This window comes from Xanthomonas sp. WHRI 7064, from assembly GCF_040202355.2.
In the GTDB taxonomy this organism is placed as follows: Bacteria; Pseudomonadota; Gammaproteobacteria; order Xanthomonadales; family Xanthomonadaceae; genus Xanthomonas; species Xanthomonas arboricola.
In genome coordinates this window covers 2,390,124-2,416,960 of sequence record NZ_CP167821.1, presented here as the reverse complement: position 1 = coordinate 2,416,960, position 26,837 = coordinate 2,390,124, and the positions used below count along the sequence as shown (strand labels likewise).

Below are 26,837 nucleotides of genomic sequence, written 5' to 3'. Positions count from 1 at the left end.
CCGTCATCCCGGAGGCGCGGAACATCAATAGGGAAAAATGAAAAACCGCAGTCCGCTTCACTCGGAAGCAGGTACCACGGAGCCGTCGGAGGATACCGCAAAACGGGCCACGTTAGCGCGCTGGAACGGTTTCACATCGACGATACTGCCGCCTTGCTGAACCTCTACCGCCGACGCATTACCCAGCACGATGCGGCCCACCTGCCCTGGCGAATAACTGCGACGCTCGCCGGCACGCACCAGTGCTTTTTCGACCGCGCTGCCATCCGGTGCCAGAATCTGCACCCAGCTGTCGCCGCTGAAACTCAACGACAAACTGCCGCCACTGGCGGCCGACGCTGTAGGGGTCTCGACCTCGGGCGTGGCCCGCGGCACCGGCGTCATCGACGCGATGTACGGCGCCGGCTGCTCGCGCGGCGCACTGGCCGGCTGCGTGGCAGCGTTGGCCGGGGTGCCGGTCCCGGGCGCTTCCGGCATGCTGTCCAGCGATACCGTGCTGGGCGCCTTGCCATCCAGATGCGAACGGGTCGCGTACCACACGGGCACCGCGAACACACCGGTGATCACCACATACATCGCCTTGCGCGCCGTGCTTTCCAGGATGCGCCGCGCCCGCGGCGTATGCGTGTGGCTGACCAGCTTGACCGGCTCGATCGGCGCAATCGCCGCCTGCTGCAATAGCGGCTCCAGGTCCACATGCAGCAAGCGCGCATAACTGCGCAACTGACCGCGCACAAAGACCGGCGCACCCAGGCGTTGCCACTCTTCCTGCTCCAGCGAGCGCACCACGCGCGCCGGCATGCGCAGCTTGCCGGCGACATCGTCCACGCTCAGACCTGCCGCTTCGCGCGCGTCGCGCAAATGCTGTCCGCAGCCCTTTTCCTGCTCGAAAGGGTTCGGATTGGAATCACTGATCACAATGCATTGGCCCCGGGGTTAGCGGTCGCTGCGTCAGGAAATTCCTTGACCAACCGCTGTTGATAACGGCTGGCAGCTACCTTGTCGCCTAGCCCTTGCTCAATCTGAATGGCGAGTTGTAACACGGAAGCGGTTGCCGGTGCAGCCGCAAGCCGTCGTTCAATAAACGCGCGCGCTTCGAAATAATTGCGATTGGTTGCTTCGGAGCGCGCCATCGACTCGAGTGCGTACGGATTCCGCGGATCCAGTTCCAGCGCCTTGCGCAAGTCGCCGGCCGCACGCTGCGGCTGCCCCGCCTTGAGTGCACAGCCACCTGCATTGCCCAACGCGGAGGCTGGCGATGCGTAGTTTCTGTCGGTCAGGGCGCGATCGAACCAGATCAGCGATTCGGCCGGCGAGCCGTTCGCGCACAACCATGCGCCGTAATTGTTCAGGACATCGCCGCGCTGCGGCGCAAGTTCCGCGGCCCGGCGGTATGACGCGCCGGAGCCGGCGACATCGCCCTTGACGCCTTGAATCAGCGCCAATAGACCAATGGCATCCACCGACTGGGGATCTTTCTTCAAGGCTGCACGGACCTGCTCTTCGGCAGCGGCGTAGTCGCCTGTCTGCAGCCGATTATTGGCCAGGCCGAGCTTCTCCTGCACCGCCAGACGATTCTTTGTCGTGGCGCTGTCGCGGAACGAATGCACCTGCGCGACCTCCTCGACCGTCTGGACCGAGCCCGCCTTGGCATTGCGACCACCGCAGCCGACCGCGCACAGTGCGATCGCCACGGCCGCCATGGCTGCTAGATCACGCTGCCGCATCTCGACCGGCCTGCCCTTCCAGGGTGCGCAGGAAATCCGCCTGACGACGGGTGCGGTCCATGACCTGCCCCTTGAGCTGTCCGCAGGCGGCGTCGATATCGTCGCCACGGGTACGCCGGACCATCGTCAGCACTTGCGCGTCGAGCAAAATCTTCTGGAAGGCACGGATCTCGGTCTCGCCCGAGCGCTCGTAACGCGTGCCCGGGAACGGATTGAACGGGATCAGGTTGACCTTGCCGGCGTCCTTGGACTGCACCGCATTGTCGAACTGACGCATCAACCTGGCCAGCTGGCGCGCATGCTCGGGCTGGTCGTTGATGCCCTTCATCAAGGTGTATTCGAAGGTGACCGAATCGCGCTTCTTGTTGCCGCGCAGATAGCGCGCGCAGGAGTCCATCAGCTCGGCGATCGGGTATTTCTTGTTCAACGGCACCAGGCTTTCGCGCAGCGTGTCGTTGGCCGCGTGCAGCGAGACCGCCAGCGAGACATCGCTTTCGGTCGAGAGCCGGTCGATCATCGGCACCAGGCCCGAAGTCGACAGTGTCACCCGCTTGCTGGCCAGGCCGTAGCCCAGATCGTCACGCATCACGCTCATGGCGCGCACGACGTTGTCGAAATTCATCAACGGCTCGCCCATGCCCATCATCACCACGTTGGTGAGGCGGCGCTGTTGGTGCGGTACGTTGCCCAGATGGCGCGCCGCCACCCACACCTGCCCGACGATCTCGGCGGTGGTGAGGTTGCGGTTGAAGCCCTGGGTGGCGGTCGAACAGAAGGTGCAGTTCAGACCACAGCCGACCTGGGACGATACGCACAGCGTGCCGCGGCCCTTGTCGGGGATGTAGACGGTTTCGATCGCGTTCTTGCCGTCGGTGCCCATGGCCAGCAGCCACTTGTGGGTCCCGTCGGTGGAGGGTTTGTCGAACACGACATTCGGGACGAGGACCTCGCCGTGCTGGTGCAACTTTGCACGCAGCGCCTTGCCGAGGTCCGTCATCTGGTCGAAATCGGTGACGTAGCGATGGTGGATCCACTTCATCACCTGATGGGCACGGTAGCGCGCCTCGCCGAGCGTGTCGGCGAAGAAGCGCTCCAGTCCCTCGCGGTCGAGGTCGAGCAGGTTCTGCTTGCGCAGTTCCGGGGTACGGACGGGGACGTCCTGCAGCACGGAGGGGATCACGACCTCATTCACGATTCGACTCTCTCGGCCTCAGCGCGAGACCACTTCGGTGGCGGCAAAGAAATACGCAACTTCGTTGGCAGCGTTCTCGACCGAATCCGAGCCGTGGGCGGCATTGGCATCGATCGAGTCGGCGAAGTCGGCGCGGATGGTGCCCGGCGCAGCGTCCTTGGGATTGGTCGCGCCCAGCAGGTCACGGTGTGCGGCAACGGCGTTCTCGCCTTCCAGCGCCTGGATCATCACCGGGCCGGAGATCATGAACTCGACCAGCGCGTTGAAGAACGGACGCTCGCGGTGCACGGCATAGAAGCCTTCGGCTTCACGACGCGACAGCTGCTTGTACTTGGATGCCACGATCTTCAGGCCGGCCTTTTCGAAACGGCTGTAGATTTCGCCGATGACGTTCTTGGCAACGGCGTCGGGCTTGATGATGGACAGGGTGCGCTCCAGCGCCATGGGAGGATCTCCGTTGGGCGGGCCACTGAAGGCCCGAGATTATCATGAAAAAAACCCGCGTCAAAACGCGGGCTTAGGCTTCTTTGCGATGGTCAATTCTATCTCTTCATCGCTGCGTTTGCACACCGGCCCCTGAATCGTGCTGCGTTGCCGCATGACCGGTGCGCCATCCTGCCCGTAGACTCAAACAATCGTTTGATTGAGTTCCGCCCCGCGCATGCCCAAGCCCGCCCACTTCTCCACCAAGGACCGCATCCTCGGCGCGGCCGAGGAGCTGTTCGCCCAGCATGGCTTCGCCGGGACCTCGCTGCGCCAGCTGACCACCCAGGCCGACGTCAATATTGCAGCGGTCAATTACCACTTCGGTTCCAAGGAAAATCTGGTCAACGAGGTGTTCCGTCGCCGCATGGACGAGATGACCGCCGCGCGCCTGCAGCAACTGGAGGCGGCCAGGAAGTCACAGCCGGGCGAACTCACCGCGGTGCTGGCGGCCTTCGTCGAGCCGGCCCTGGCAATGGCGCAGGACCGTCAGAGTGGCGGCGCGTTCGTGCGGGTGATTGCGCGCGCCTATGCCGAAAAGAACGACAACCTGCGCAAGTTCCTGTCCGACCACTACGGGCATGTGCTGCGCGAGTTCGGCAAGGCCATCGCTGCCTGCGTGCCGGGCCTGAGCAAGGAAGAGCTGTACTGGCGCCTGGACTTCCTCGCCGGTGCGCTCACCTATGCGATGGCCGATTTCGGACTGATCAAGCGCCCGGCCGGGGTCAGCGAGGCCGACCACCGCACGCGCGCCGCGCGCGAACTGATTCGTTTTGCGGAACCCGGTTTCCGTACCCATTCCACACCGTAGTCGCTCACACCAAAGGCTCATCGCTATGTCCAATCCGTTGCTAGTCCGTCGTGCTGCCGTGCTCGGTGCCGGCGTCATGGGCGCGCAGATCGCCGCGCACCTCACCAACGCCGGTGTCGACACCGTGCTGTTCGACCTGCCTGCCAAGGAAGGTCCTGCCGACGGCATCGTGCTCAAGGCCATCGCCAACCTCGGCAAGCTCAGCCCTGCCCCGCTCGCCAGCAAGGCCCTGGCCGAGGCGATCACGCCGGCCAACTATGAAAGCGGTCTGGAGCAGCTGCGCGATTGCGACCTGATCATCGAAGCGATCGCTGAGCGCATGGACTGGAAGCAGGACCTGTACAAGAAGATCGCCCCGTTCGTGGCCGATCACGCCGTGCTGGCCTCCAATACCTCGGGCCTGGGCATCAACAAGCTCTCCGACGTGCTGCCCGAGCAGTTGCGTCACCGCTTCTGCGGCGTGCATTTCTTCAATCCGCCGCGCTACATGCACCTGGCCGAACTGATTCCCGCCAAGGGCACCGACAAGGCCGTGCTGGAAGGACTGGAAAGCTTCCTGGTCACCACGCTGGGCAAGGGCGTGGTGTATGCGAAGGACACCCCGAACTTCATCGGTAACCGCATCGGCGTATTCTCGATCCTGTCCACCATCCACCACACCGCCGAGTTCGGTTTGGGCTTCGATGAAGTCGATGCGCTGACCGGCCCTCTGGTCGGGCGCCCGAAGTCGGCGACCTACCGCACCTCGGACGTGGTCGGCCTGGACACCATGGCGCACGTGATCAAGACCATGGGCGACACCCTGCCCGACGATCCGTGGCACCAGTACTTCAAGTCGCCCAAGTGGCTGGAGGCGCTGATCGGCAAGGGCGCGCTCGGCCAGAAGGTCGGTGCCGGCATCTTCCGCAAGGTCGGCAAGGACATCGTGGTCCTCGACCTGGAGAAGCAGGATTACAGAACCGCCGATCGCAGCGCGGCGCCGGAAGTGGTCGAGATCCTCAAGATCAAGAACCCGGCCGAGAAGTTCGCCAAACTGCGCGAGAGCCAGCACCCGCAGGCGCAGTTCCTGTGGGCCACGTTCCGCGACCTGTTCCACTACAGCGCCTACCACCTGGCCGATATCGCCGAAACCGCGCGCGACGTGGATCTGGCGATCCGCTGGGGCTACGGCTGGTCGCTCGGCCCGTTCGAGACTTGGCAGGCCGCCGGCTGGAAGCAGGTAGCGCAGTGGATTGCCGAAGACATCTCCAACGGCAAGAGCATGAGCAGCGCGCCGCTGCCGAACTGGGTGTTCGACGGCCGCGATGGCGTGCATGCGGCAGAAGGCTCGTACAGCCCGGCGCGCGATGCCAAGTTGCCGCGCTCGGCACTGCCGGTGTACAAGCGCCAGCGCTTCCCCGATCCGCTGCTGGGCGAGCAGTTCTCGCCGGGCGAGACGGTGTTCGAAAACGACGGCGTGCGCATGTGGCATGACGGCGACGACATCGCCGTGGTCAGCTTCAAGACCAAGATGAACACCGTCTCCGATCACGTACTCAACGGTCTGCAGGAGGTCGTCGGCCGCGCCGAGAAGGACTTCGCCGGGCTGGTGATCTGGCAGCAGAAGGAGCCCTTCTCCGCCGGCGCCGATCTGGCCGGCGCGCTGGGTCTGCTGCAGGCCGGCAAGGTCGATGCATTCGAAGCGCTGGTCGCCAACTTCCAGGCCACCAGCCAGCGCATCAAGTACGCGCAGGTGCCGGTGATTTCGGCCGTGCGCGGGCTGGCGCTGGGCGGCGGTTGCGAGTTCCAGATGCACAGTGCCAAGACCGTGGCTTCGCTGGAAAGCTACATCGGCCTGGTCGAAGCCGGCGTCGGCCTGCTGCCGGCTGGTGGCGGCCTGAAGGAAATCGCCGTGCGCGCCTCGCAGGCCGCAGGTCCGGGCGGCGATGTGTTCGCCGAGCTGAAGAAGACCTTCGAAACCATCGCGATGGCCAAGGTCTCCAATTCGGCGGTCAATGCCAAGGAGCTGGGCCTGCTGCGCGCCACCGACAAGGTGGTGTTCAACAGCTTCGAGACGCTGCACATCGCCAAGGCCGAAGCGCGCGCACTGGCCGAAGGCGGCTACCGCGCCCCGCTGCCGGCACGCCGCATCCAGGTCGCCGGCGACGTCGGCATCGCCACCTTCAAGATGCTGCTGGTCAACATGCTGGAAGGCCGTTTCATCAGCGACTACGACTATGAAATCGCTACCCGCATCGCCACGGTGATGTGCGGCGGCGAAGTCGATCGCGGCGCACTGGTCGACGAAGAATGGCTGCTCAAGCTGGAGCGCAAGCACTTTGTCGAACTGGCCCAGCAGGAAAAGACCCAGGCGCGGATTGGGCACATGCTCAAGACGGGTAAGCCGTTGAGGAACTGAGATTCGGGATTTGGGATTGGGGATTCGTAACAGCGGCTCCCCTGCCCTCCAATATTCTCGCTTCCACCAAATTCATCCGCCGGGCAGGAACATTCAGGAATCAGGATCCGCTGTTGCGAATCCCTAATCCCGACTCCCCAATCCCGGCTATCGGAGATAGCCATGAGCAAACAGATTCAAGAAGCCTACATCGTCGCCGCCACCCGTACGCCGGTCGGCAAGGCGCCCAAGGGCGTGTTCCGCAATACCCGTCCCGACGACATGCTGGCGCACGTGCTGCGTGCGGTGGTGGCGCAGGCGCCGGGCATCGATCTGTCGCGGATCGACGATGCCATCATCGGCTGCGCGATGCCCGAGGGCGAGCAAGGCATGAACGTGGCGCGCATCGGCGTGCTGCTCGCCGGCCTGCCCAATAGCGTGGCCGGCCAGACCATCAATCGTTTCTGTTCGTCCGGCATCCAGGCCGTGGCGATGGCCGCCGACCAGATCCGTCTGGGCAATGCCGACCTGATGCTGGCCGGCGGTACCGAGTCGATGTCGATGGTGCCGATGATGGGCAACAAGGTCGCCATGTCGCCGAACGTCTTTGCCGACGACCATGTCGCGATCGCCTACGGCATGGGCATCACCGCCGAGAAAGTGGCCGAGGAATGGAAGGTCTCGCGCGAGGATCAGGATGCATTCGCGCTCGCTTCGCACCAGAAGGCGATTGCCGCCATTGCCGCCGGCGAATTCCGCGACGAAATCACTCCGTACGAAATCCTGTCGCACCAGCCCGACCTGGCCGGCAATGTCATCGCGCTGCGCAAGCGGCTGGTCGACACCGATGAAGGCCCGCGCCCGGACAGCTCGCTCGAAGGCCTGGCCAAGCTGCGCCCGGTGTTCCGCAACGGCCAGTTCGGCGGCAGCGTCACCGCCGGCAACTCCTCGCAGATGAGCGACGGCGCCGGTGCGGTGCTGCTGGCCTCCGAGCAGGCGATCAAGGATTACGGCCTCACCCCGCTGGCGCGCTTTGTCAGCTTCTCGGTGGCCGGTGTGCGTCCGGAAGTGATGGGGATCGGCCCGATCGCGGCGATTCCCAAGGCGCTCAAGCAGGCCGGCCTGACCAAGGACCAGATCGACTGGATCGAGCTCAACGAAGCCTTCGCCGCCCAGGCGTTGGCGGTGATCCGCGACAGCGAACTGGATCCGTCCAAGGTCAACCCGCTCGGCGGCGCCATCGCTCTGGGCCACCCGCTGGGCGCCACCGGTGCGATCCGTGCCGCCACCCTGGTGCACGGCCTGCGCCGTCGTCAGCAGAAGTACGGCATGGTCACCATGTGCATCGGCACCGGCATGGGCGCGGCGGGCATCATCGAAGCGCTGTAAGTCATGTACTGCGGGATCGGCCGCCGGGCCGATCTCGCAGTGCTGACCAAGCTGTCGATCAATCAGGGCGTGCGCAAGCACGCCTTTTTTATGCGCCAGTGCAAACGGTCGTCAGCGAATGCCAGCGACATCATGCATCCGTCGGCGCGCCCGACAGGCACGCGGCCAGGCGTCGCGTCCGAGCATGGGCTCCTGATCGCACATTGACCGTCGCCCGGCGGCGCCAACACATGCCAGCCATTCGATCGTCGGCGTGGCGCTACGCGCGCAACGCCGCCGCATCCCGGCCTTGGCTTCACTGCTGCGATTACACGGCAGAGCTGCGCCTAACGCGTCACCAGCCACTGGCCGGTACGCGCACCGGCGAACACCAGCGCCAGTCCGGCCACCAGCGTGATGGCCAGATACACGCCGATCATCGCGGACCGATCCGTGCGTGCGAACACCAGGCATTCCATCATCAGCGAGGAGAACGTGGTCAGCCCGCCGATCACGCCGACGATCAGCAAGGCCCGCAGCGGCCAGCTCGCCGGGCCGCGCGCATCCAGCCAGACCAGCAGCACGCCGGCGACGAACGAGCCGAGCAGATTCACCGTCAGCGTGCCCCACGGAAATCCGTTGCCGAAGCGCTGCAGCAACGAGGCACCGATGGCAAAGCGCAGGCCGGAACCCAGCGCACCGCCGGTCATCGCCAGCAGCAATTGCTGCCACCACACCGGTGCGTTCATGCGCGCACTCCGCAGGCGGCCGAAGGGGATTTCAACAAGGTGTCGTGCATGTCGGCATCATCCGGTTTTCTGAGCAAGAAGAGATGCCGGGGCACAGACCTGCCGCCCCGGCGGGGGTGGGCAGGCATCATCAGCGCGCAGGGTGCGTGCGGTTCAAGGAGGAATGCCATCTCCTATGCGGCCGATTATGCCGTGGGCTTGCCGCCCTTGTCAGCCCGCGCCTGTTCGCGCGCGGCGCGCAGGCGATCGAGCTTTTCCTTGAGCTTGATCTCCAGCCCGCGCGGCACCGGGTTGTAATAGACCCGCTCGCCCATCGCATCCGGAAAGCCGGTCTGGTCCAGCGCGATCCCGCCTTCGGCGTTGTGGTCGTACTGATAGTCCTGCCCGTAGCCCAGCGTCTTCATCAGCTTGGTCGGCGCGTTGCGCAGATGCAGCGGCACCTCCTGCGTGCCGGTGGCGCGCACCTCGGCCTTGGCCTGGTTGAAGGCGGCATAGCCGGCATTGGACTTGGCGGTGCTGGCCAGATACAGCACCAGTTGCGCGAACGCCAGCTCGCCCTCCGGGCTGCCCAGACGCTCGTAGATGTCCCAGGCTTCCAGCGCCATGCTCTGCGCGCGCGGATCGGCCAGGCCGATGTCCTCGATCGCCATGCGGGTCAGCCGCCGTGCCAGATAGGCCGGGTCGCAGCCGCCGTCGAGCATGCGCGTGAGCCAGTACAGCGCAGCATCGGGGTTGGAACTGCGCACCGATTTGTGCAGCGCCGAGATCTGGTCGTAGAACTGCTCGCCGTTCTTGTCGAAACGACGCGTGCGGTCGGCCAGCACCTGCAGCAGCGTCTGCGGGGTGATCTCGCCACCCTCGCCGCCTGCCAGTTCCGCGGCGATCTCCAGCAGGGTCAATGCGCGGCGCACGTCGCCGTCGGCCGCGCTGGCAATTTCCAGCAGCGAGGCATCGCTGACCTGGATACTCTCCTGCCCCAGCCCGCGCTCTGGATCATGCAGCGCACGTTGCAAGGCCTCGACGATGTCCTGCGGAGAAACGCCTTCCAGCACGTGCACGCGGCAGCGTGACAACAATGCCGAATTCAGTTCGAACGAGGGATTTTCGGTCGTCGCGCCGACGAACAGGATCGTGCCGCGTTCGATATGCGGCAGGAACGCGTCCTGCTGCGCCTTGTTGAAGCGATGCACCTCATCGACGAACAACACCGTGCGGCGCCCGCCGGCGAAGCGCTGCGCAGCCTCGGCCAGCACCTGGCGCACCTCGGGCAAACCCGACAGCACTGCCGAGATCGCCTTGAATTCGGCGTCGGCGTAATGCGCCAGCAGCAGCGCCAGGGTGGTCTTGCCACAGCCGGGCGGGCCCCACAAGATCATCGAATGCACACGGCCGGATTCCACCGCGCGTCGCAATGCGCTGTCGGGCGCGAGCAGTCGCTTCTGCCCGACCATCTCGTCGAGGGTGCGCGGACGCATGCGCTCGGCAAGCGGGCGCAGATGCTCGCCGTCTACGCTAAGCAGATCGGCTTCGGGAGTGATGGGGAGCTTGGTTCGTGCCACGCGGCATTGTATCGCGTCAGCCAACGACCTTCTGCGAACACGGCCGTTGGCTGCACGACTCCTGCAAGCAACGGCTTACTGCGCGTCGCCGACCACGTCCACACCCTTGCCCGGCGTGTAGCGGAAGGTGTCGGCGGCGAATGCCGGGTTGCGCTTCCAGCCGCTGAAGCTGATCGCGGTGCGCTGGCCGACCGCATCCACCACTTCCATCCTGGCCAGGCCATCCTTGCCGAACCCCAGCGAGGCCATCTGGAAACTGGCTTCGGTGTCGACCTTGGGCGTCAGCGACAGCCACTGCAGTCCGTCACGTGGCGCCGCTTCTTCGCTGACGTCGTATTGCTTGTCCAGGCGCGCCGGGTCGATCAATGCAACCAGTGGGCTGTTCTGTTCTTCGCTGCCCTGCGCACGCACGGTCACCTGCTCCAGGTCCGGGTCGAACACCCACACCTTCTTGCCGTCGGCCACGATCAGCTGCTTGTAGGGCTTGGCGTATTCCCAACGGAACTGGCGCGGCGCCGACAATGCCACCCGCCCGCTCGCGCGCTCCTTGACCCGGCCATTGGCATCGGAGACCTGCTGGCTGAACTGCCCGTCCAGGCCTTTCAGGCCGCGCGTGAACGTGTCCAGCTCCTGGCGCGCACCGGCAAACGCGGTGCCGGCGAACAGGGCGGTGGCAAGAACGGCATAACGGAGCTGGCGATGCATCGCGATGTTCCAGAAAGGGTATGCGTGAATTCTGATACTTCATGGATGAATGGGCGAGCGCTATCGCACAAGGCGTTCAGATCGCGGCCGCCGCCAGCTAGCCCATCTCACTGCGCCGTCTGCACCCTGGACAGATCGCCATACACGATCTGCCCGCGAAAGCCGCGCCGCACCTGCTGGTAGAGCTCGCGAAACGCGCGGTAATCCTGCGGCTGACACAGCGCCTGCGGCCCACGTACTGCCGCGCGTTGCAGGCGATGCACCGCCGTCACCGTCTGGCCCTGGCGCGTCCACTCGACCGCGTACTCGCCAGCGGCATTGCGAAAGCGGCTGCTGCGCGGAATTGCGATGATCGGCACCGTCGCCGGGAAGCTCACCACATAGGTCTCTTCGCGCACGCTGTCGTTGCAGTAGAACGGGGTCAGGTTGTCGTCGGCCGAGGTGGTCGTATAGATGCCTCGGGTGGATTCGGCACCGGGCATATCGGGCAAGGTCATGCCGCCGACCACCGAAAAATCCACCGCATCCTCGGCCTGGAACGTGTAGCGATAGTTGAACGGCGCATCCAGATCCAGCGGGTCGCCCTGGATCAACAGATCGCCGGTGCCATCGAAGCCGGACTGCGCAATGATCGACTCCTCGATGCGATTGCGGTTCTGCGCATTGAGCTGCACGAACATCGCACGCAGCCCCACCTCGCCGGTCTGTCCGCTGTCGAGCGTGGTCAGGCCGTGCAGCCCGCCCTGCGGGGTAAAGCGGTACTCGGTACGCGCGACGTAGCGGTTGACCTTGCGGTCGTTGGGCGGGGTATGCGTGACCTTGCCGTCCAGCGTATGCACCACCGGCGCCCCGAGGTCGCCGGCCGGCAACTGGCCGAAGCGCGCGTAGGGGTTGGTCGAATCCATATACAGATCGAACGCCGGAATATAGGTGATGGCGTGATTGAAGCGGCCGAGCACCGGGATCGGCGGCAGCGTCGGCCCGCCTTCGGCACCGATCAGCACGGGGGTGCTGGCGATGCCCTTGGCCGCCAGCAAGGCTTCCAGGATCACGGTGTGATCCTTGCAGTCGCCATAGTGGTTGGCCAGGATGCTGTCGGCGCTGTTGGGCTCCAGTCCGCCATTGCCCAGGTACACCGCCACATAGCGGATATTGCGCGCCACCCACGCGTACAGCGCAGCGGCCTGCGCCCGCGGCGCGTCGATGCCGCGGGTCACCTCGTCGGCCAGCGACTGGATCGCCGGCGTCACCGCAGCGGCGCGGCCGCCCTTGACGTGATAGGCCAGGCCCATCTGCGCCCAGCTGTCGAAGGTGCTGGCCATCAAGGTGGGGCTGAACTCCCAGGTCGCCGCGCTCCAGTTCTGGTTCTTCATCGGCGTGGTGCGCTGATAGCGCCACTCCCAGCGCGCCTGATCGCCACGCACCACCGGCTTGGTCCCGCCCTGCAAGCCGCGCACCGACAAATGCATCGGCAATGCCTTCGGCGCCACCAGCGTGACCACCGCATCGTCGTATTGCGCGAACACGCTGAAGGTCTCCCACAGGCTGAAATAACCGGGGAAGTACGGGGTGTTCTGCGCACGCCGCACGCGATAGACGATGCGCGCGCCCGGCGCCAGATTCGGGAACACCACCACCTTGACCTTGCGATCGGCATACATCGCCGCCGCTGCGCTGGAATAGCTTTCCTGGGTGTAGATCTTGTCGGGCGCCACGTCCTGGCGCAGTCCTTCGGCGGTGACGGTGTAGGCCTGCAGCACCTCCAGGGTTTCCATCTTCTCGCTGTAGCTCAGCCGCACCTGGCTGAACTGCTCCACTGCCGACTTGGTCTTGAGCAGGATCTCGTACTCGTCGGTTTCCACGCTGCTGGCATCGGCACGCACTTCATAGTCGGCGCGATAGCGCACGAAGCTGTAGTTGGTGTCGGCCTGCGTGCGCGCCGCAGCGGCGGCGGGCGCGGCCTGTTGCTCGGCCTGGGCCAGCAACGGCAATGAGATCAGCAGCAGCAACAGCAGCACGGAACGACGCAGCATGGGTCTTGATCGCGGCGGGCCGGAGCAGCCCTCGTGCAACAGGGTAGCCGGTGTGCGCCGCAGCGTCAGGCACCGGCCTCCAACATCGCCGCATCCACGCGTCTACGCATACGCAATCCGAACAAGCCCGGAACGCGGCGCCACGGCCAAGCCGATACGCGCCGCGTTACCGGCCGCCGATTACTTGGGCGGCGGCGGTGCCAGCACGGTGCGATCGCCATTGTGCTCGGGCGGGCTGACCACGCCGGCCGCTTCCATCGCTTCGATCAGGCGTGCGGCGCGGTTGTAGCCGATCTTCAAGCGCCGCTGCACGCCGGAGATCGAGGCACGCCGGGTTTCGGTGACGATGCGCAAGGCCTCGTCGTACAAGGGGTCGGACTCGTCGCCACCGCCACCGCTGCTTTCCGGCAAGCCGGTCGCACCGACCACGGTGCCATCGCCCATGGTCTGCACTTCGTCCAGCACGCCCTCGACGTAGGACACCGGCCCGCTGGCCTTGAGATGCTCGACCACCCGATGCACTTCCTCGTCGCTGACGAAGGCGCCATGCACGCGGTCCGGCAGCGCGGTGCCTGGCGGCAGATACAGCATGTCGCCATTGCCCAGCAGCGCTTCGGCGCCGGACTGGTCCAGGATGGTGCGCGAGTCGATCTTGGAGCTGACCTGGAACGCCACGCGGGTCGGGATATTGGCCTTGATCAGGCCGGTGATCACGTCCACCGACGGCCGCTGCGTGGCCAGGATCAGATGGATACCGGCCGCACGCGCCTTTTGCGCCAGGCGCGCGATCAACTCTTCGACCTTCTTGCCGACGATCATCATCATGTCGGCGAATTCGTCGATGAAGATCACGATGAACGGCAGCGTCTCCAGCGGACGCGGCGCCTCGCCCAACTCGGGGTTGGGCTTGAACAGCGGGTCCATCATCGGCTGGCCGGCGTCGATGGCGTCCTTGATCTTCTTGTTGAAGCCGGCCAGGTTGCGCACGCCCACCGCGCTCATCAGCTTGTAGCGGCGCTCCATCTCGGCCACGCACCAACGCAGGCCATTGGCGGCCTCCTTCATGTCGGTGACCACCGGCGCCAGCAGATGCGGGATGCCCTGATAGACGCTCAGTTCGAGCATCTTCGGGTCGATCATCAGCATCCGCAGTTCCTTGTGCGAGGCCTTGAACAGCAGGCTCAGCACCATCGCATTGACCGCCACCGACTTGCCCGAGCCAGTGGTACCGGCCACCAGCAAGTGCGGCATGCGCGCCAGGTCGGCCACCGTCGGGCGCCCGGCGATGTCCTTGCCCAGGGCCAGCGTCAGCGGGCTGGCCGACTTGTCGTATTCCTTGGAGCGCAGCAGCTCGGACAGGAAGATCATCTCGCGGGTGACGTTGGGGATCTCCAAGCCGACCACCGACTTGCCCGGAATCACGTCGACCACGCGCACCGACTTGACCGACAGCCCGCGCGCGATGTCCTTGTCCAGCGAGCTGATCTGGCTGACCTTGATGCCGGGCGCAGGCTCGATCTCGAAGCGGGTGATCACCGGACCCGGATAGGCCCCGACCACCTGCGCCTCGATGCGGAAATCCTTGAGCTTGAACTCGATCTGCCGCGACAGCGTCTCCAGCGTCTCTTCCGAATACCCCTTGGCCTGCGGCTTGGGGTCGTCCAGCAGGGCCAGCGGCGGCAGGTCGGAGCCGTCGGTGCTCACGCCCTGGAACATTGGGATCTGGGTATCGCGCTTGGCGCGCTCGCTCTTCTCCACCACCGGTGCCGGCGGCGGCTCGATCTTGACCGGCTCGCGCTTGGCCTGCTTGACCGCATCGACCTTGCGCACTTCCTCGCGCTCTTCGCGCATCACGCGGGTCTGCTGCCACTCGGTGGCCTGATGGGTCTTGCGCTGCATCAGCGGCCCCAGCGCCAGCACCCAGGTGCCGATGCGCTCCATCACCGCGAACCACGACAGGCCGGTGGCCAGGGTGATCGACACCAGCAGCAGCACCAGCACGAACAGGTTGGCGCCCAGGGCCCCGAACCCGGCGCTCAGCGAATTGCTGACCAACCGCCCCAGGATCCCGCCGGCGGCGGCCACGTCGCCATTGAACAGGCGCAGATGCAGGAAGCCGGTCGAGGCGATCAGAAAGCCCACCATGCCGACCAGCCGCAATGCCGGCCCCAGATCGGCTTCGGCCTGCCCTTCCTTGTCCATGCCGAACAAGGCGATCCAGGCCACCGCGCCCAGTACCACCGGCAGCAGGAAGGCCACATAACCGAACAACTGCAGCAGCACGTCGGCCGTCCAGGCGCCGACGCGGCCGCCCATGTTGTGCACTGGCGCCACCACGCTGCCGGTCTGCGACCAGCCCGGATCAGCGCTCGAATAGGTGAACAGGCTGGCCAGCAGATACAGCAGCAGCGGCGCCACCGCGATCAATGCCAGATCGCGCCAGAGCTTTTGCCGACGCGGATTGTCCGCCACCGCTGTCTTGCGCGAGGACGTCTTGCCCTCAGCGGGCTTGCTGCGTTCGGGAACCTGCTTTGCCACCTGTAGCCAGACCTTAGAAAAATGCTGTTAGTGGTTGATAATAAACGACTGAGGCCACGGTTTCAGCTGTTGCATGCGCCTCGCCTGCGCGGGCATGCGATGGTCAACAAAAAACGCCGCACGGGGCGGCGTCGATTACGCGTACTGGGTGGACCATGCCATCTGCGGTTCAAGCAGTTCCATCGCGCCGCCTTGATTCACCGGGTGGGGACCGCCACTCTATGCCGCCACAGGGGCGCGAATTCACTCGTCTGCCCTGCCAATTCCTAGATCGCGAGTATACATGAGCGCCTCTTCTGCCAGTCCCGCCAAGCATTCCCGCCTGTTGATCCTGGGCTCCGGCCCGGCCGGCTGGACCGCCGCGGTCTACGCCGCCCGCGCCAACCTCAAGCCGGTGGTGATCACCGGCCTGCAGCAAGGCGGCCAGCTGATGACCACCACCGAAGTCGACAACTGGCCGGGCGACCCCCACGGCCTGATGGGCCCGGACCTGATGAGCCGCATGCAGGCGCATGCCGAGCGCTTCGAGACCGAGGTGATCTTCGACCACATCCACACCGCCGACCTGTCGCAGCGCCCGTTCCGGCTGACCGGCGACGGTGCCGAATACACCTGCGACGCACTGATCATCTCCACCGGCGCCACCGCCAAATACCTGGGCATCCCCAGCGAGGAAGCCTTCAAGGGCCGCGGCGTGTCCGCCTGCGCCACCTGCGACGGCTTCTTCTACAAGGACCAGGACGTGGTGGTGGTCGGCGGCGGCAATACTGCGGTCGAAGAAGCGCTGTACCTGTCCAACATCGCCCGCAAGGTCTACCTGGTGCACCGCCGCGATACGCTGCGCGCCGAAAAGATCATGCAGGACAAGCTGTTCGCCAAGGTCGCCGCCGGCAAGATCGAAACCGTCTGGCACCACGCCATCGATGAAGTGCTGGGCAACGATGCCGGCGTCACCGGCGTGCGGGTCAAGTCCACCCTCGACGGCAGCACCCGCGAGATCGTCGCGCACGGCTTCTTCGTTGCCATCGGCCATCACCCCAACACGCAACTGTTCGACGGCCAGCTGGCGATGAACAATGGCTACCTGGAAATCCGCTCCGGCCTCAACGGCGCGGCGACCGAGACTTCGGTGGCCGGCGTGTTCGCGGCCGGCGACGTCGCCGACCAGCACTACCGTCAGGCGATCACCTCGGCCGGCTTCGGCTGCATGGCCGCGCTGGATGCCGAGCGCTACCTCGACAAGAGCGCCTGAGGTGGCTGCTGACCGCCGGCCGCGCCGCGCGGGAAGCGCCGATACCAGCGGGCCGTGCGCATGAGCGTCACCGCCCGCTGGTGCCGCCGGCTGGACGAGCTTCCGGCCGGTGCCTGGGACGCGCTGCACGACGGCGCGCACCCATTCATTTCTTACGCGTTCCTGGAAGGCCTGGAGCAGGAGGGCTGCCTGCGCCCGGACTGGGGCTGGAACCCGCTGCACCTGACGCTATGGGATGGCGACACGCTGGTCGCCGCCGCGCCGGGATACCTGAAGAACAACTCGCATGGCGAGTTCGTGTTCGACCACGCCTGGGCGCACGCCTACGCGCGCTACGGGCAGGAGTACTTCCCCAAGTGGCTGTGCGGGGTGCCCTACTCGCCGGTGACCGGCCCTCGCCTGCTGGGCGCACCGCGCTGGCGCCCGCAGTTGCTCGCGGCGATGCGCACGCTGGTGGAGCGCAGCGGGCTGTCGTCGGCGCACGTCAACTTCCACCCGGCCGACGAAGACACCGCCTTCGACGCCGACTGGCTGGAGCGCAACGATCTGCAGTACCACTGGCACAACGCCAGCGGCTGGAGCGATTTCGAAAGCTTCCTGGCGGCGATGGACCACAAGCGGCGCAAGAACATCCGCCAGGAGCGCGCCAAGGTGCAGCGGGCCGGCGTGCAGTTGCGCGTGGTGCATGGCGATGAAGCCAGCGACGCCGACCTGGAGGCGATGTATGGCTTCTATCTCAAGACCTTCAACGAATACGGCAACTCGCCCGCGCTGACGCCGGAATTCCTGCATCACCTGGCCCGGCACCTGCCGCGCCAGCTGGTGATGTTTCTGGCCGAGCTGGAGGGGCAACCGATCGCCGGCGCGCTCTGCCTGCGCGGGCGCGACACACTGTACGGGCGTTACTGGGGCGGCGAAGCCCTTCCGGGGCTGCATTTCGAAACCTGCTACTACCAGGGCATCGAATACTGCCTGCGCGAGGGCCTGGCCCGCTTCGAGCCCGGCGCGCAAGGCGAGCACAAGATCGCGCGCGGCTTCCTGCCGACACTGGTCCGCAGCCGTCACTGGATCGCCGACCCCGGCTTCCGCGAGCCGCTGGCGCAATGGTGCGCCGACGAGCGCCAGGCGGTGGCCCGGCATGCACACGAGTTGTCCGAGCACAGCCCGTTTCGCGACTGAGCCGCGCGGCGGCGACGCAGGGCACAGTCGCAGCTGATCGCCGGCCGGGCGTATTGGGGACGTCGGAGCAAGGCGGCCAAATCCACCCAGAGAACACTCGTCTGGCGAGTGCGAACTACGCGCCCAGCACCGCGGTGCTCGCGGACGCATGCCGCAACGCGTGTCGACCACACCCGCGGACCGTCGCATGCCGGCGATGGTCGTTGCCCTGGGTGCAGCATGTGCGACACGCTCTACACTGCGCGCATGTCCCGCGCCCTTCCCTACCTGCTGGCGGCCGATCCGGCCGCACCGTTTCCGCCGGCCGATTCCGCGTTGCGCGAGCCGGACGGCCTGCTCGCCATCGGTGGCGACCTGTCGCCGCAGCGCCTGCTCAACGCCTATGCCAGTGGCGTGTTCCCGTGGTTCTCGGAAGGCCAGCCGATCCTGTGGTGGAGCCCGGACCCACGCACGGTGTTTCGCACCGATGGCGTGCGCCTGTCCTCGCGCTTCCGTCGCCAGCTGCGCTGCAGCCACTGGATCGTGCGCGCCGATACCGCCTTCGCGCAGGTGATCGATGCCTGCGCGTCGATTCCGCGTGCCGGCCAGGATGGCACCTGGATCACCACGCCGATGCAGCAGGCGTACATCGAACTGCATCGATTGGGCCATGCGCATTCGCTGGAGGTGTTCGATGGCACGCGCCTGGTCGGCGGCATCTACGGCGTGGCGATCGGCCAGATGTTCTTCGGCGAGAGCATGTTCAGTGCCGACAGCGGCGGCTCCAAGGTGGCACTGGCGGCGCTGGCCGCGCATCTGCACTCCCGCGGCTGGCCATTGCTCGACGCGCAGGTGGAGAATCCGCACCTGATGCGCCTGGGCGCGCAACGCCTGCCACGTACAGAATTCCTGCAGCAGGTACGGCTGCAGGTCGGCCAGGTTGCGCCGCCGGGCAGTTGGTCCGAGCGCTACGGCGAGCGGCCTGCCAGCACGCTCGCTGAAGTCCGCTTAACATAAAATTTGCACCGCGGGGAGATGGGGCGTAAAATGCTGTCCCTTACGGCCCTCCCGGGCCAGCCGTGATTGCACAGGATTACATGTCGAAAGACGACTCCATTGAATTCGAAGGCAGCGTCAGCGAGACGCTCCCCAACACCACGTTCCGGGTCAAGCTGGAAAACGGGCATGAAATCATCGCCCATATCTCCGGCCGCATGCGCAAGAACTACATCCGCATCCTGACCGGCGACCGGGTCAAAGTTGAGATGACTCCCTACGACCTGACCAAGGGTCGTATTACCTACCGCATGAAGTAAGCGGTTCTGGTGTGAGACGCGAGGCGGCCAATGGCCGCTTTTTGTCGTGGCCGAGATTTGCGTATTTGATTGGCAACGGGGATCGGGCGGTGTCGGCTTGCTTCTGCCCTTCGCTTGCACCTTACCTCCGGCGCTTGCGCCTCGGTTGCCGCATTGACCAAGGTTTGGCGGCGCGCTGTCGCTGCTCCTCGCGAGCCGCGACCGCCGCTTGGCTTCTACGCGCCCCTCACTCGGACCACACGTTCTGAGGGCATAAAAAAACCGCTCTTTCGAGCGGTTCTTTTGTTTCAGGACCGCAAGGCGATCAGTCGACCGTTGCCGGCAGCAGACGCTCCGGTTCCGGGTGCGCCTCCACCACCAGCTCGCCATCCTTGACGTCGATATTGACCCGGCCGCCTTCCACCAGCTTGCCGAACAACAATTCATCGGCCAGTGGGCGCTTGATCTTCTCCTGGATCACGCGCGACATCGGACGCGCACCCATCAGCGGATCGAAGCCGTGCTGGGCCAGCCAGTCGCGCGCAGTCGGGGTGGCCGACAGCGAGACGTGCTTTTCCTGCAACAGCATTTCCAGCTCGATGATGAACTTGTCCACCACTCGCAGGATGTGGTCGAAGCCCAACGGCTGGAACTGCACGATCGCATCCAGGCGGTTGCGGAACTCGGGTGTGAACCCGCGACGGATCGACTCCATCGCATCGGTGGAGTGATCCTGCTTGGTGAAGCCGATCGACCGCCGCGACGCCTGGGTAGCACCGGCATTGGTCGTCATCACCAGGATCACGTTCTTGAAGTTCGCCTCGCGCCCGTTGGTGTCGGTGAGGATGCCGCGATCCATGACCTGCAACAGAATGTTGAAGATGTCCGGATGCGCCTTCTCCACCTCGTCCAGCAGCAGCACGCAGTGCGGTGTCTTGACGATTTTCTCGGTCAGCAAGCCGCCCTGATCAAAGCCCACATAGCCCGGAGGCGCACCGATCAGACGGCTGATCGAATGCGCTTCCATGTACTCGGACATATCGAAGCGCACCAGCTCGATCCCCAGCTGCAGCGCAAGCTGCTTGGTGACCTCGGTCTTGCCGACGCCGGTGGGGCCGGCGAACAGGAAGTTGCCGATCGGCTTTTCCGGATTGGCCAGACCCGAGCGCGCCAGCTTGATCGAGCCGGCCAGCGTCTCGATCGCCGGGTTCTGCCCGAAGATCACCATCTTCAGATTGCGCTCCAGATGCTGCAGCACGTCCTTGTCGGTCGCGCTGACCTGCTTGGCCGGAATCCGCGCCATCTTGGCGACGATGGTCTCGATCTCCTCGATGTCGATCAGCTCCTTGCGCTTGCCTTCCGGCAGCAGACGCTGACGCGCACCGGCCTCGTCGATCACATCGATCGCCTTGTCCGGCAGCAGGCGGTCACCGATGTGCTTGACCGACAGGTCCACGGCCGCCTGCAGTGCGTCATCGGCATAGGTCACGCCGTGGTGCGCTTCGTACTTGGGCTTGAGGCCCTGCAGGATCTCGAAGGTCTCGCCCACGGTCGGCTCGACGATGTCGATCTTCTGGAAGCGACGTGCCAGTGCACGGTCCTTTTCGAAGATGCCGCGGTATTCCTGGAACGTGGTCGAGCCGATGCAGCGCAGCTCGCCAGACGACAGCGCCGGCTTGATCAGATTGGACGCATCCATGGTGCCGCCCGACGCAGAACCCGCACCGATGATGGTGTGGATCTCGTCGATGAACAGCACCGCGTTGGGCACCTTCTTCAGCGCCGCCAGCACGCCCTTGAGGCGCTTTTCGAAGTCGCCACGGTACTTGGTGCCGGCCACCAGCGCGCCCAGGTCCAGCGAGAAGATCACTGCATCGGCCAGTACCTCCGGCACGTCGTTGTCGACGATGCGCTTGGCCAGACCTTCGGCGATCGCGGTCTTGCCCACGCCGGCCTCGCCCACGTACAGCGGGTTGTTCTTGCGGCGGCGGCACAGCACCTGGATGGTGCGCTCGATTTCGTCGCCACGGCCGACCAACGGGTCGATCTTGCCGTTGCGGGCCTGCTCGTTGAGATTGGTGGCGAACTCGGCCAGCGCATCGCCTTTGGCCTCGCCCTCCCCGCCCTCGCTCTTGGGCTCGCCATCGGAGGCGGACGGCTGCTCGCCGTCTTCACCCAGCTTGGCGATGCCATGGGAGAGGTAGTTGACGATATCCAGACGGGTGATGTCCTGCTGGTTCAGGAAGTACACCGCGTGCGAATCCTTCTCGCCGAAGATCGCGACCAGCACGTTGGCGCCGGTGACTTCCTTCTTGCCCGAGGATTGCACGTGATAGACCGCACGCTGCAGCACACGCTGGAAGCCCAGGGTGGGCTGGGTGTCGCGGCCATCGTCTTCGGCCAGGCGCGAGACCGAGGCCTCGATCGCCTGCTCCAGATCGTTGTGCAAACGCACCTGGTCGGCACCGCAGGCCTTGAGGACGGCCTGGGCGGACGGGTTGTCCAGCAGCGAGAGCAGCAGGTGCTCAACGGTCATGAACTCATGACGCGCCTCGCGTGCTCGCTTGTAGCACTGGCCGATGGTTTGCTCTAGGTCTTTGCTGAACATTGGTAACTCCGAACGGCTGTTGCCAACAATATGCGGCTTTTGTTGGGATTTACCACAACCCTATCGGATAGGCATGTTCAGACGGCGTTAGCATGTGATTGCAGCCACAGTGTTGCGCTGCTGGAATGATCGGATTGACGCCTCAGGTCTGTTCCATCGTGCACAGCAGCGGGTGCTGGTTCATGCGCGAGAATTCGTTGACCTGCGCCACCTTGGACTCGGCGACTTCGCGGCTGTAGACCCCGCAAACGCCGCGTCCACGGGTATGGACATGCAGCATGACCTGCGTGGCCCGCTCCAGATCGAGGTTGAAAAACTGCTGCAGCACCGTCACCACGAAGTCCATCGGGGTGTAGTCGTCGTTCAGCAAAAGCACCTGATAGCGCGGCGGTGGCGCCACTTCAGGCTTGCTGGCTTCGACGGTGAGGCCGTGATCGTGTTCGTGTGAGGTCTTACGAGGCATCCGGGCATTATACGGTTCATCGCCGCGCGCATTGGACGATTTACGCCGCGCCCCGCACAATTTGTCTCCGATTCCATGGCTGGCCCTTGATGACCGATTCCCTGACCGCGCTGTTGCTGGCGCCGTCGTTCATTGCCGACTTGTCCAACTCCGTGCACCTTGCCGGGTTGCAGCGCCGCTTGACCCGGCTTCAAACCGTACGGTTCGCCGCTAGCGCGAGCGCGGCCCCGATCACGCAGGACCCGCAGCGATGAGCGCCTCCGACCAACGCTGGCATCCGGATGTCACCGTGGCCACCGTGGTGGTGCGCGACGGGCGCTTCCTGCAGGTCGAAGAGACCATCGGCGGCAAGCTGTTGCTGAACCAGCCTGCCGGGCATCTGGAACCTGACGAGAGCCTGCTCGATGCGGCGGTGCGCGAGACGCTGGAAGAGACCGGCTGGGATGTCCGCCTGACCCACTTCATCGGCACCTATCAGTGGGTCGCCCCGACTGGCCAGTGCTTCCTGCGGTTCGCGTTTGTGGCCGAGGCGGTGACCCACCATCCCGAGCGCAGCCTGGATACCGGCGTGGTGCGCGCGTTGTGGATGACGCCGAACGAATTGCGCAGCGCGACCGAGCGCCTGCGCAGCCCGCTGGTGTGGGAAGTGGTGGCCGACTATCTGGCCGGCCAGCGCCATCCCCTGGCCTTGGTGCGGCACGTCGCATGAGTACGCCGCGGATCGTTGTGGGGGTCTCCGGCGGTGTGGATTCGTCGGTGGCGGCCTGGCGGCTGGCCCAGCAGGGCGAGTCGATCGCAGGGCTGTTCATGCAGAACTGGGCCGACGACGGCAGCGGCGATTGCCGCGCCGAGGATGACCGCCGCGATGCGGTGGCGGTGTGCGGGGTACTGGGCATCCCGTTCCATTTCCGCGATTTTTCCGGCGAATACTGGAGCGGCGTGTTCGAGCACTTCCTGGCCGAATACGCGGCCGGGCGCACGCCGAACCCGGACGTGCTGTGCAACCGCGAGGTCAAGTTCAAGCATTTTCTGGATGCGGCCCAGGCGCTGGGCGCCGAGCGCATCGCCACCGGCCACTATGCGCGGGTGGCGCACAGCGGCGGGCGCTGGCGCCTGCTGCGCGGCGCCGACCGCAGCAAGGACCAGAGCTACTTCCTGCATCAGCTGGGACAGACGCAACTGGCCGCGACGCTGTTTCCGATCGGCGATATGGAAAAAAGCACGCTGCGCCGGGTCGCCCAGGACGCCGGTCTGCCGACCCATGCCAAGAAGGATTCCACCGGCATCTGCTTCATCGGCGAACGCGATTTCCGCGAGTTTCTGGGCCGTTACCTGCCCGCGCGCAGCGGCGAGATCCGCGACCCGCAGGGGCAGCGCATCGCCGAGCATCCGGGGGTGTTCTATTTCACCCTGGGTCAGCGCGAAGGCCTGAACATCGGTGGCGTGCGTGGGCGTGCCGCCGCGCCGTGGTACGTGGTCGGTAAGGATGTGGCAAGCAACGTGCTGTATGTGGACCAGGACCGCGACAGCCCGCTGCTGCAATCGCGCTGGCTGCAGTCCGAGCAGGCCCATTGGGTCACCGGGGCGCCGCCGGCGCGCAGCTTCGGCTGCACCGCACAGACGCGTTACCGGCAGCCCGACGAGCCGTGCACGGTGGAGGTGCAGGACGATGGCAGCGTGCAGGTACGTTTCGAGCGGCCGCAGCGGGCGGTGACGCCCGGGCAGTCGCTGGTGCTGTACGACGGCGAGGAATGCCTGGGCGGCGCGGTCATCGCCGCCACCGATGCGCCGCTGGAACGCCAACTGGCGGGATCTTCTTTTTCACCTGAGGTAGTGGCTTGATGAGTTCTTCCATGGATCACCGCGTGCTGGCGCTTGCCGGCGTCGCCCAGGCCCTGCAACAGGTGCGGCGGATCGCCGAAACCGGGCATTCGGAGGCTGCGACGGTGCGTACCGCCATGGACAGCGTGTTCCGGGTGGATGCGTCCTCGCCGGAGGCCGTGTACGGCTCGCCAGCGGACCTGGCGCCAGGGCTGCGGCTGCTGCACAACTATTTCCACAACCAGGGCCAGGACGAGGTCCTGCCGCGGCTGGCGCTGGCAGTGCTGCAGCTGGAGCGCCGCTTCGTGCGCGACACCGCCACCGTCGCCACGGTCTCCAATGGCATCGAGGCAGCGGCGCGGCAGGCACACAGCCTGGGCGACAGCGGCCACCCTGACGTGCTGAGTTCGCTGGGCGGGCTGTATGCGCAGACCATCAGCCACCTGCGTCCCAAGGTCATGGTGCAGGGCAATCCGCATTACCTGGGCCAGGCCGGCGTGGTTGCGGAAATCCGCGCGCTGCTGCTGGCCGCGGTCCGCTCGGCCGTGTTGTGGCGGCAGATGGGTGGCAGCCTGTGGGATTTCCTGTTTGCCAAGCGCGCAATGATCGAAGCGGTGGACCGCGCGCTGCGCTAAAGCACTGACGATTCCGGTGTGCTACACGCGCTGGCGGTCGCTGGCGCGTGTCAACAAAGCTTGAACGGGCGAGACGATGTGGCGATCGTCGCTAAAGACAAAGGGGGTACGGCCGATACAGCAACCGTGACTCTGCCGAGAACGCCCATGTATTCACGTCCACTTATCCGTCTGGCCGCCCCTTTGGCCCTGACCTTGCTGTTTCCCTTCGCTGTCGGATTCGACTGGCCCGCTTCGGTGCGCTGGGCGATCCTGGCGACCATGACGCTCAGCTGGCTCGGTTTCGCTGCCTGGGTGACCTACTCCCAGTTCCGGCGTAATCCGGACCAGACCCGCATCCTGCGCGAGCAGGACCAACTGCTCAACGAACTGCGTACGTTCGTCAGCAACGAAGTCGACGGTTCGCGCTCGGAAGTCGAGCGTGCCCGCGAACTGATCCGCCAGGCCGTGTCCGGTCTTGGTGGCAGCTTCGAAGCGATGAACCGCAAGTCGCGCCAGCAAAGCCAGGCATTGGCCCGCATCGTCGACCGTGCCGGTGACGACGGCAGCGCCGGTGTTGACGTCGCCCGCTTCGCCCAGCACGCCAGCTCCCGCATGGAGCAACTGGTGGAAGCGCTGGAACAAGTGAGCGGCCAAAGCACCAACACCGTGCATCACATCGATGAGATGGCGCAGCATCTGGATGGCATCTTCGCGCTGCTGGAAGACGTTAAGTCGATCGCCGACCAGACCAACCTGCTGGCCTTGAATGCCGCCATCGAAGCAGCCCGTGCCGGTGAAGCCGGTCGCGGCTTCGCGGTGGTCGCCGACGAGGTGCGCAACCTGTCCGAGCGTTCCACCACCTTCAACGAACAGATCCGCAAGCTGGCGCACAGCTCCAAGGAATCGATCGCCAAGGTGCGTGAAACGGTCTCGCAGCTGGCCTCGCGTCACATGGATCGCTCCCGCGAAGCCCGCCACGAATCGGCGGCGATGCTGGAGAACGTCGCGCAGATCAACGCCTCGCTGGGCGACGGCATGCGCGAAATTTCCGAATGCGCGCGCTCCATCGACGGTAGCGTGGCCGAAGCGGTGCGTGCCCTGCAGTTCGAGGACATCGCCACGCAGACGCTGAGCGGTATCCACACCCACCTCGATCGCCTCACCGCGATCAACCGCGAAGCGGTGGCACTGCAGGAACTGCTGCATCGCAATGGCGGCGTGTACGACAGCGATCTGGTCGCCGCGCTGGCCAAGGTGTCCAACCGCCTGCGCGACATGCGTGTGGAATGGGAGCGCCCGCCGCACAAGCCGGTGGCGCAGCAAGGCATGGGCGCCGGTACGGTCGAGCTGTTCTAAGACCGATGCCACGCACTGTCTGATTTCCGACATTCCCCGGCCTCCCGGGGATTTGTCGTTCCGCAACAACCTGGTATTCCGCTGATGACGCTCCTCGCCCCGCCCACCGATGCACCCACGGCCGTGCTGGAATCAGCCGCGTTGGCGGCTGCACACGCCCAGCGCATTGCGCAAAGCGACGCTGCCCGGCCCGCGCTGCGCAGCGTGCGCATGCCGGCCGCGCTGGAACGGCTGGAGCGTGCCGCCCGTGCGGAAGTGCAGGCAATGCAGCACCCCCGCCGCAGCTGCAGCGAAGAAGAACTGCTGTTCGCGACCGTGGCCTGGGATCTGGGTCTGGATGGCGCCGCAGTCGACGTATCCGGACGCTGAGGTTTTTGTGCGGCAGCGGGGCGTGCCTCGGCAGGCGCCCCGCTGGCTGTATTCACTGCCCTACTTGTGGCGTTTGTGCATCAGGCCGTGCCACCCGGCGTGGCGCCGAACACGCAATGCCGTGCGATTGCAGCACCAGGGTGAAATCTCCCCCTGCCCGTCTGCTCGAGTACTTCCACGACATAACACACACGTCGATCGGATGATCTGCGGCCTGGTTGCGGGGTCCTTACTTGCCTACCGTCGCTGGTCACGCCTTGAATCCGTTCCTGAGGTCTCTTGAGCGGAATCCATGCCGCACAAGGTCCCGCGATGGTGAGCGGGCTGCACCGGCACGACGTAGCTTCCGCTCTGAA

General features: G+C 65.4%; 25 protein-coding genes and 1 riboswitch. Of the genes, 14 read left to right on the top strand and 11 right to left on the bottom strand.

Annotated elements, in window-relative coordinates; translation table 11 throughout:
• Positions 1 to 57 precede the first annotated feature (57 nt).
• The 4 genes from ABQY74_RS10395 to ndk are packed head-to-tail and all read right to left on the bottom strand — an operon-like array spanning position 58 to position 3,363.
• Complete coding sequence (locus tag ABQY74_RS10395; protein WP_349791319.1) at positions 58 to 918, bottom strand: RodZ domain-containing protein; 861 nt, start codon at positions 916 to 918, stop codon at positions 58 to 60.
• Positions 915 to 1,703 carry a type IV pilus biogenesis/stability protein PilW gene (pilW, locus tag ABQY74_RS10390; protein WP_349792219.1) on the bottom strand — a complete coding sequence of 263 codons (789 nt, stop codon included), beginning with the start codon at positions 1,701 to 1,703 and terminating at the stop codon, positions 915 to 917. The genes ABQY74_RS10395 and pilW overlap by 4 nt, the downstream gene beginning before the upstream one ends.
• A gap of 10 nt (positions 1,704 to 1,713) precedes the next feature.
• Positions 1,714 to 2,919, bottom strand: coding sequence for a 23S rRNA (adenine(2503)-C(2))-methyltransferase RlmN (gene rlmN / locus ABQY74_RS10385; protein ID WP_372470081.1), 1,206 nt, complete (start codon positions 2,917 to 2,919; stop codon positions 1,714 to 1,716).
• Between the two features lie 18 nt (positions 2,920 to 2,937).
• Positions 2,938 to 3,363: a nucleoside-diphosphate kinase gene (ndk, locus tag ABQY74_RS10380; protein ID WP_024940120.1), complete on the bottom strand. Its 426-nt coding sequence runs from the start codon at positions 3,361 to 3,363 to the stop codon at positions 2,938 to 2,940.
• Positions 3,364 to 3,580: 217 nt separating this feature from the next.
• On the opposite strand from ndk, the gene ABQY74_RS10375 reads away from it, so the two are divergent.
• The 4 genes from ABQY74_RS10375 (at position 3,581) to ABQY74_RS10360 (ending at position 8,186) form a co-directional block, all read left to right on the top strand.
• Complete coding sequence (locus tag ABQY74_RS10375; RefSeq protein WP_349791315.1) at positions 3,581 to 4,213, top strand: TetR family transcriptional regulator; 633 nt, start codon at positions 3,581 to 3,583, stop codon at positions 4,211 to 4,213.
• A gap of 25 nt (positions 4,214 to 4,238) precedes the next feature.
• On the top strand, positions 4,239 to 6,611 hold the full coding sequence (locus ABQY74_RS10370) for a 3-hydroxyacyl-CoA dehydrogenase/enoyl-CoA hydratase family protein (RefSeq protein WP_349791313.1): 2,373 nt from the start codon (positions 4,239 to 4,241) through the stop codon (positions 6,609 to 6,611).
• Between the two features lie 162 nt (positions 6,612 to 6,773).
• Complete coding sequence (locus ABQY74_RS10365; protein WP_024940117.1) at positions 6,774 to 7,979, top strand: acetyl-CoA C-acyltransferase; 1,206 nt, start codon at positions 6,774 to 6,776, stop codon at positions 7,977 to 7,979.
• A 39-nt stretch (positions 7,980 to 8,018) separates the two neighbouring features.
• Entirely contained in the window at positions 8,019 to 8,186 is a 168-nt protein-coding gene (locus ABQY74_RS10360; RefSeq protein WP_349791311.1) for a hypothetical protein, read from the top strand.
• Positions 8,187 to 8,305: 119 nt separating this feature from the next.
• Here ABQY74_RS10360 and crcB read toward each other — a convergent pair whose 3' ends face one another.
• The 5 genes from crcB to ABQY74_RS10335 all read right to left on the bottom strand — a co-directional run bounded on the left by crcB (position 8,306) and on the right by ABQY74_RS10335 (position 15,542).
• Positions 8,306 to 8,707 carry a fluoride efflux transporter CrcB gene (gene crcB, locus ABQY74_RS10355; RefSeq protein WP_039527322.1) on the bottom strand — a complete coding sequence of 134 codons (402 nt, stop codon included), beginning with the start codon at positions 8,705 to 8,707 and terminating at the stop codon, positions 8,306 to 8,308.
• Positions 8,708 to 8,821: 114 nt separating this feature from the next.
• Positions 8,822 to 8,890: riboswitch (Fluoride riboswitch) on the bottom strand.
• Between the two features lie 2 nt (positions 8,891 to 8,892).
• Positions 8,893 to 10,182: a replication-associated recombination protein A gene (locus tag ABQY74_RS10350; RefSeq protein ID WP_349792217.1), complete on the bottom strand. Its 1,290-nt coding sequence runs from the start codon at positions 10,180 to 10,182 to the stop codon at positions 8,893 to 8,895.
• A gap of 159 nt (positions 10,183 to 10,341) precedes the next feature.
• The gene (gene lolA, locus ABQY74_RS10345; RefSeq protein ID WP_016901760.1) at positions 10,342 to 10,971 is read right to left on the bottom strand and encodes an outer membrane lipoprotein chaperone LolA; all 630 of its coding nucleotides are present in this window, start codon (positions 10,969 to 10,971) and stop codon (positions 10,342 to 10,344) included.
• Between the two features lie 107 nt (positions 10,972 to 11,078).
• Positions 11,079 to 13,004, bottom strand: a complete 1,926-nt coding sequence (locus tag ABQY74_RS10340) for a DUF3857 and transglutaminase domain-containing protein (protein ID WP_349791309.1) — start codon at positions 13,002 to 13,004, stop codon at positions 11,079 to 11,081.
• Positions 13,005 to 13,184: 180 nt separating this feature from the next.
• Positions 13,185 to 15,542 (bottom strand): DNA translocase FtsK, encoded by a 2,358-nt coding sequence (locus tag ABQY74_RS10335; RefSeq protein ID WP_104590920.1) that lies wholly within the window; start codon positions 15,540 to 15,542, stop codon positions 13,185 to 13,187.
• 283 nt (positions 15,543 to 15,825) lie between these two features.
• Here ABQY74_RS10335 and trxB point away from each other — a divergent pair, with 283 nt between their 5' ends.
• From trxB to infA, 4 genes are all read left to right on the top strand, one after another.
• The gene (trxB, locus tag ABQY74_RS10330) at positions 15,826 to 16,794 is read left to right on the top strand and encodes a thioredoxin-disulfide reductase (RefSeq protein ID WP_016901755.1); all 969 of its coding nucleotides are present in this window, start codon (positions 15,826 to 15,828) and stop codon (positions 16,792 to 16,794) included.
• A gap of 60 nt (positions 16,795 to 16,854) precedes the next feature.
• On the top strand, positions 16,855 to 17,973 hold the full coding sequence (locus ABQY74_RS10325; RefSeq protein ID WP_102584542.1) for a GNAT family N-acetyltransferase: 1,119 nt from the start codon (positions 16,855 to 16,857) through the stop codon (positions 17,971 to 17,973).
• Between the two features lie 246 nt (positions 17,974 to 18,219).
• Positions 18,220 to 18,969 (top strand): leucyl/phenylalanyl-tRNA--protein transferase, encoded by a 750-nt coding sequence (gene aat, locus ABQY74_RS10320; protein ID WP_349791306.1) that lies wholly within the window; start codon positions 18,220 to 18,222, stop codon positions 18,967 to 18,969.
• Between the two features lie 80 nt (positions 18,970 to 19,049).
• Positions 19,050 to 19,268, top strand: coding sequence for a translation initiation factor IF-1 (gene infA, locus ABQY74_RS10315; RefSeq protein ID WP_002813418.1), 219 nt, complete (start codon positions 19,050 to 19,052; stop codon positions 19,266 to 19,268).
• 304 nt (positions 19,269 to 19,572) lie between these two features.
• On the opposite strand, the gene clpA is transcribed toward infA, so the two are convergent.
• Both clpA and clpS read right to left on the bottom strand, forming a co-directional pair.
• Positions 19,573 to 21,855 carry an ATP-dependent Clp protease ATP-binding subunit ClpA gene (gene clpA, locus ABQY74_RS10310; protein WP_016901749.1) on the bottom strand — a complete coding sequence of 761 codons (2,283 nt, stop codon included), beginning with the start codon at positions 21,853 to 21,855 and terminating at the stop codon, positions 19,573 to 19,575.
• A 142-nt stretch (positions 21,856 to 21,997) separates the two neighbouring features.
• Entirely contained in the window at positions 21,998 to 22,318 is a 321-nt protein-coding gene (gene clpS / locus ABQY74_RS10305; RefSeq protein WP_016901748.1) for an ATP-dependent Clp protease adapter ClpS, read from the bottom strand.
• An 89-nt stretch (positions 22,319 to 22,407) separates the two neighbouring features.
• Here clpS and ABQY74_RS10300 point away from each other — a divergent pair, with 89 nt between their 5' ends.
• The 6 genes from ABQY74_RS10300 to ABQY74_RS10275 all read left to right on the top strand — a co-directional run bounded on the left by ABQY74_RS10300 (position 22,408) and on the right by ABQY74_RS10275 (position 26,481).
• Positions 22,408 to 22,572 carry a hypothetical protein gene (locus ABQY74_RS10300; protein ID WP_349791305.1) on the top strand — a complete coding sequence of 55 codons (165 nt, stop codon included), beginning with the start codon at positions 22,408 to 22,410 and terminating at the stop codon, positions 22,570 to 22,572.
• Positions 22,569 to 23,027 carry an NUDIX hydrolase gene (locus tag ABQY74_RS10295; protein ID WP_349791304.1) on the top strand — a complete coding sequence of 153 codons (459 nt, stop codon included), beginning with the start codon at positions 22,569 to 22,571 and terminating at the stop codon, positions 23,025 to 23,027. Before ABQY74_RS10300 ends, ABQY74_RS10295 begins: the two co-directional genes overlap by 4 nt.
• The gene (gene mnmA, locus ABQY74_RS10290; protein ID WP_024940109.1) at positions 23,024 to 24,160 is read left to right on the top strand and encodes a tRNA 2-thiouridine(34) synthase MnmA; all 1,137 of its coding nucleotides are present in this window, start codon (positions 23,024 to 23,026) and stop codon (positions 24,158 to 24,160) included. Before ABQY74_RS10295 ends, mnmA begins: the two co-directional genes overlap by 4 nt.
• The gene (gene hflD / locus ABQY74_RS10285) at positions 24,160 to 24,774 is read left to right on the top strand and encodes a high frequency lysogenization protein HflD (protein WP_024940108.1); all 615 of its coding nucleotides are present in this window, start codon (positions 24,160 to 24,162) and stop codon (positions 24,772 to 24,774) included. Before mnmA ends, hflD begins: the two co-directional genes overlap by 1 nt.
• A gap of 60 nt (positions 24,775 to 24,834) precedes the next feature.
• A complete protein-coding gene (locus tag ABQY74_RS10280) occupies positions 24,835 to 26,112 on the top strand; it encodes a methyl-accepting chemotaxis protein (RefSeq protein WP_172454375.1) in 1,278 nt (425 codons plus the stop codon).
• An 84-nt stretch (positions 26,113 to 26,196) separates the two neighbouring features.
• Complete coding sequence (locus ABQY74_RS10275; RefSeq protein ID WP_047128680.1) at positions 26,197 to 26,481, top strand: hypothetical protein; 285 nt, start codon at positions 26,197 to 26,199, stop codon at positions 26,479 to 26,481.
• The last annotated feature ends 356 nt before the right edge of the window (positions 26,482 to 26,837 follow it).

Excerpts from the sequence above, each read along its gene's own strand:
- hflD (WP_024940108.1), top strand. The coding sequence starts at position 24,160 with ATGAGTTCTTCCATGGATCACCGCGTGCTGGCGCTTGCCGGCGTCGCC.
- ABQY74_RS10375 (WP_349791315.1), top strand. The coding sequence starts at position 3,581 with ATGCCCAAGCCCGCCCACTTCTCCACCAAGGACCGCATCCTCGGCGCG.
- ABQY74_RS10300 (WP_349791305.1), top strand. The coding sequence starts at position 22,408 with ATGACCGATTCCCTGACCGCGCTGTTGCTGGCGCCGTCGTTCATTGCC.
- ABQY74_RS10295 (WP_349791304.1), top strand. The coding sequence starts at position 22,569 with ATGAGCGCCTCCGACCAACGCTGGCATCCGGATGTCACCGTGGCCACC.
- aat (WP_349791306.1), top strand. The coding sequence starts at position 18,220 with ATGTCCCGCGCCCTTCCCTACCTGCTGGCGGCCGATCCGGCCGCACCG.
- pilW (WP_349792219.1), bottom strand. The coding sequence starts at position 1,703 with ATGGCGGCCGTGGCGATCGCACTGTGCGCGGTCGGCTGCGGTGGTCGC.
- crcB (WP_039527322.1), bottom strand. The coding sequence starts at position 8,707 with ATGAACGCACCGGTGTGGTGGCAGCAATTGCTGCTGGCGATGACCGGC.
- ABQY74_RS10325 (WP_102584542.1), top strand. The coding sequence starts at position 16,855 with ATGAGCGTCACCGCCCGCTGGTGCCGCCGGCTGGACGAGCTTCCGGCC.
- clpA (WP_016901749.1), bottom strand. The coding sequence starts at position 21,855 with ATGTTCAGCAAAGACCTAGAGCAAACCATCGGCCAGTGCTACAAGCGA.
- lolA (WP_016901760.1), bottom strand. The coding sequence starts at position 10,971 with ATGCATCGCCAGCTCCGTTATGCCGTTCTTGCCACCGCCCTGTTCGCC.
- ndk (WP_024940120.1), bottom strand. The coding sequence starts at position 3,363 with ATGGCGCTGGAGCGCACCCTGTCCATCATCAAGCCCGACGCCGTTGCC.
- mnmA (WP_024940109.1), top strand. The coding sequence starts at position 23,024 with ATGAGTACGCCGCGGATCGTTGTGGGGGTCTCCGGCGGTGTGGATTCG.
- ABQY74_RS10370 (WP_349791313.1), top strand. The coding sequence starts at position 4,239 with ATGTCCAATCCGTTGCTAGTCCGTCGTGCTGCCGTGCTCGGTGCCGGC.
- ABQY74_RS10340 (WP_349791309.1), bottom strand. The coding sequence starts at position 13,004 with ATGCTGCGTCGTTCCGTGCTGCTGTTGCTGCTGCTGATCTCATTGCCG.
- clpS (WP_016901748.1), bottom strand. The coding sequence starts at position 22,318 with ATGCCTCGTAAGACCTCACACGAACACGATCACGGCCTCACCGTCGAA.
- trxB (WP_016901755.1), top strand. The coding sequence starts at position 15,826 with ATGAGCGCCTCTTCTGCCAGTCCCGCCAAGCATTCCCGCCTGTTGATC.
- infA (WP_002813418.1), top strand. The coding sequence starts at position 19,050 with ATGTCGAAAGACGACTCCATTGAATTCGAAGGCAGCGTCAGCGAGACG.
- ABQY74_RS10350 (WP_349792217.1), bottom strand. The coding sequence starts at position 10,182 with ATGCGTCCGCGCACCCTCGACGAGATGGTCGGGCAGAAGCGACTGCTC.
- ABQY74_RS10365 (WP_024940117.1), top strand. The coding sequence starts at position 6,774 with ATGAGCAAACAGATTCAAGAAGCCTACATCGTCGCCGCCACCCGTACG.
- ABQY74_RS10275 (WP_047128680.1), top strand. The coding sequence starts at position 26,197 with ATGACGCTCCTCGCCCCGCCCACCGATGCACCCACGGCCGTGCTGGAA.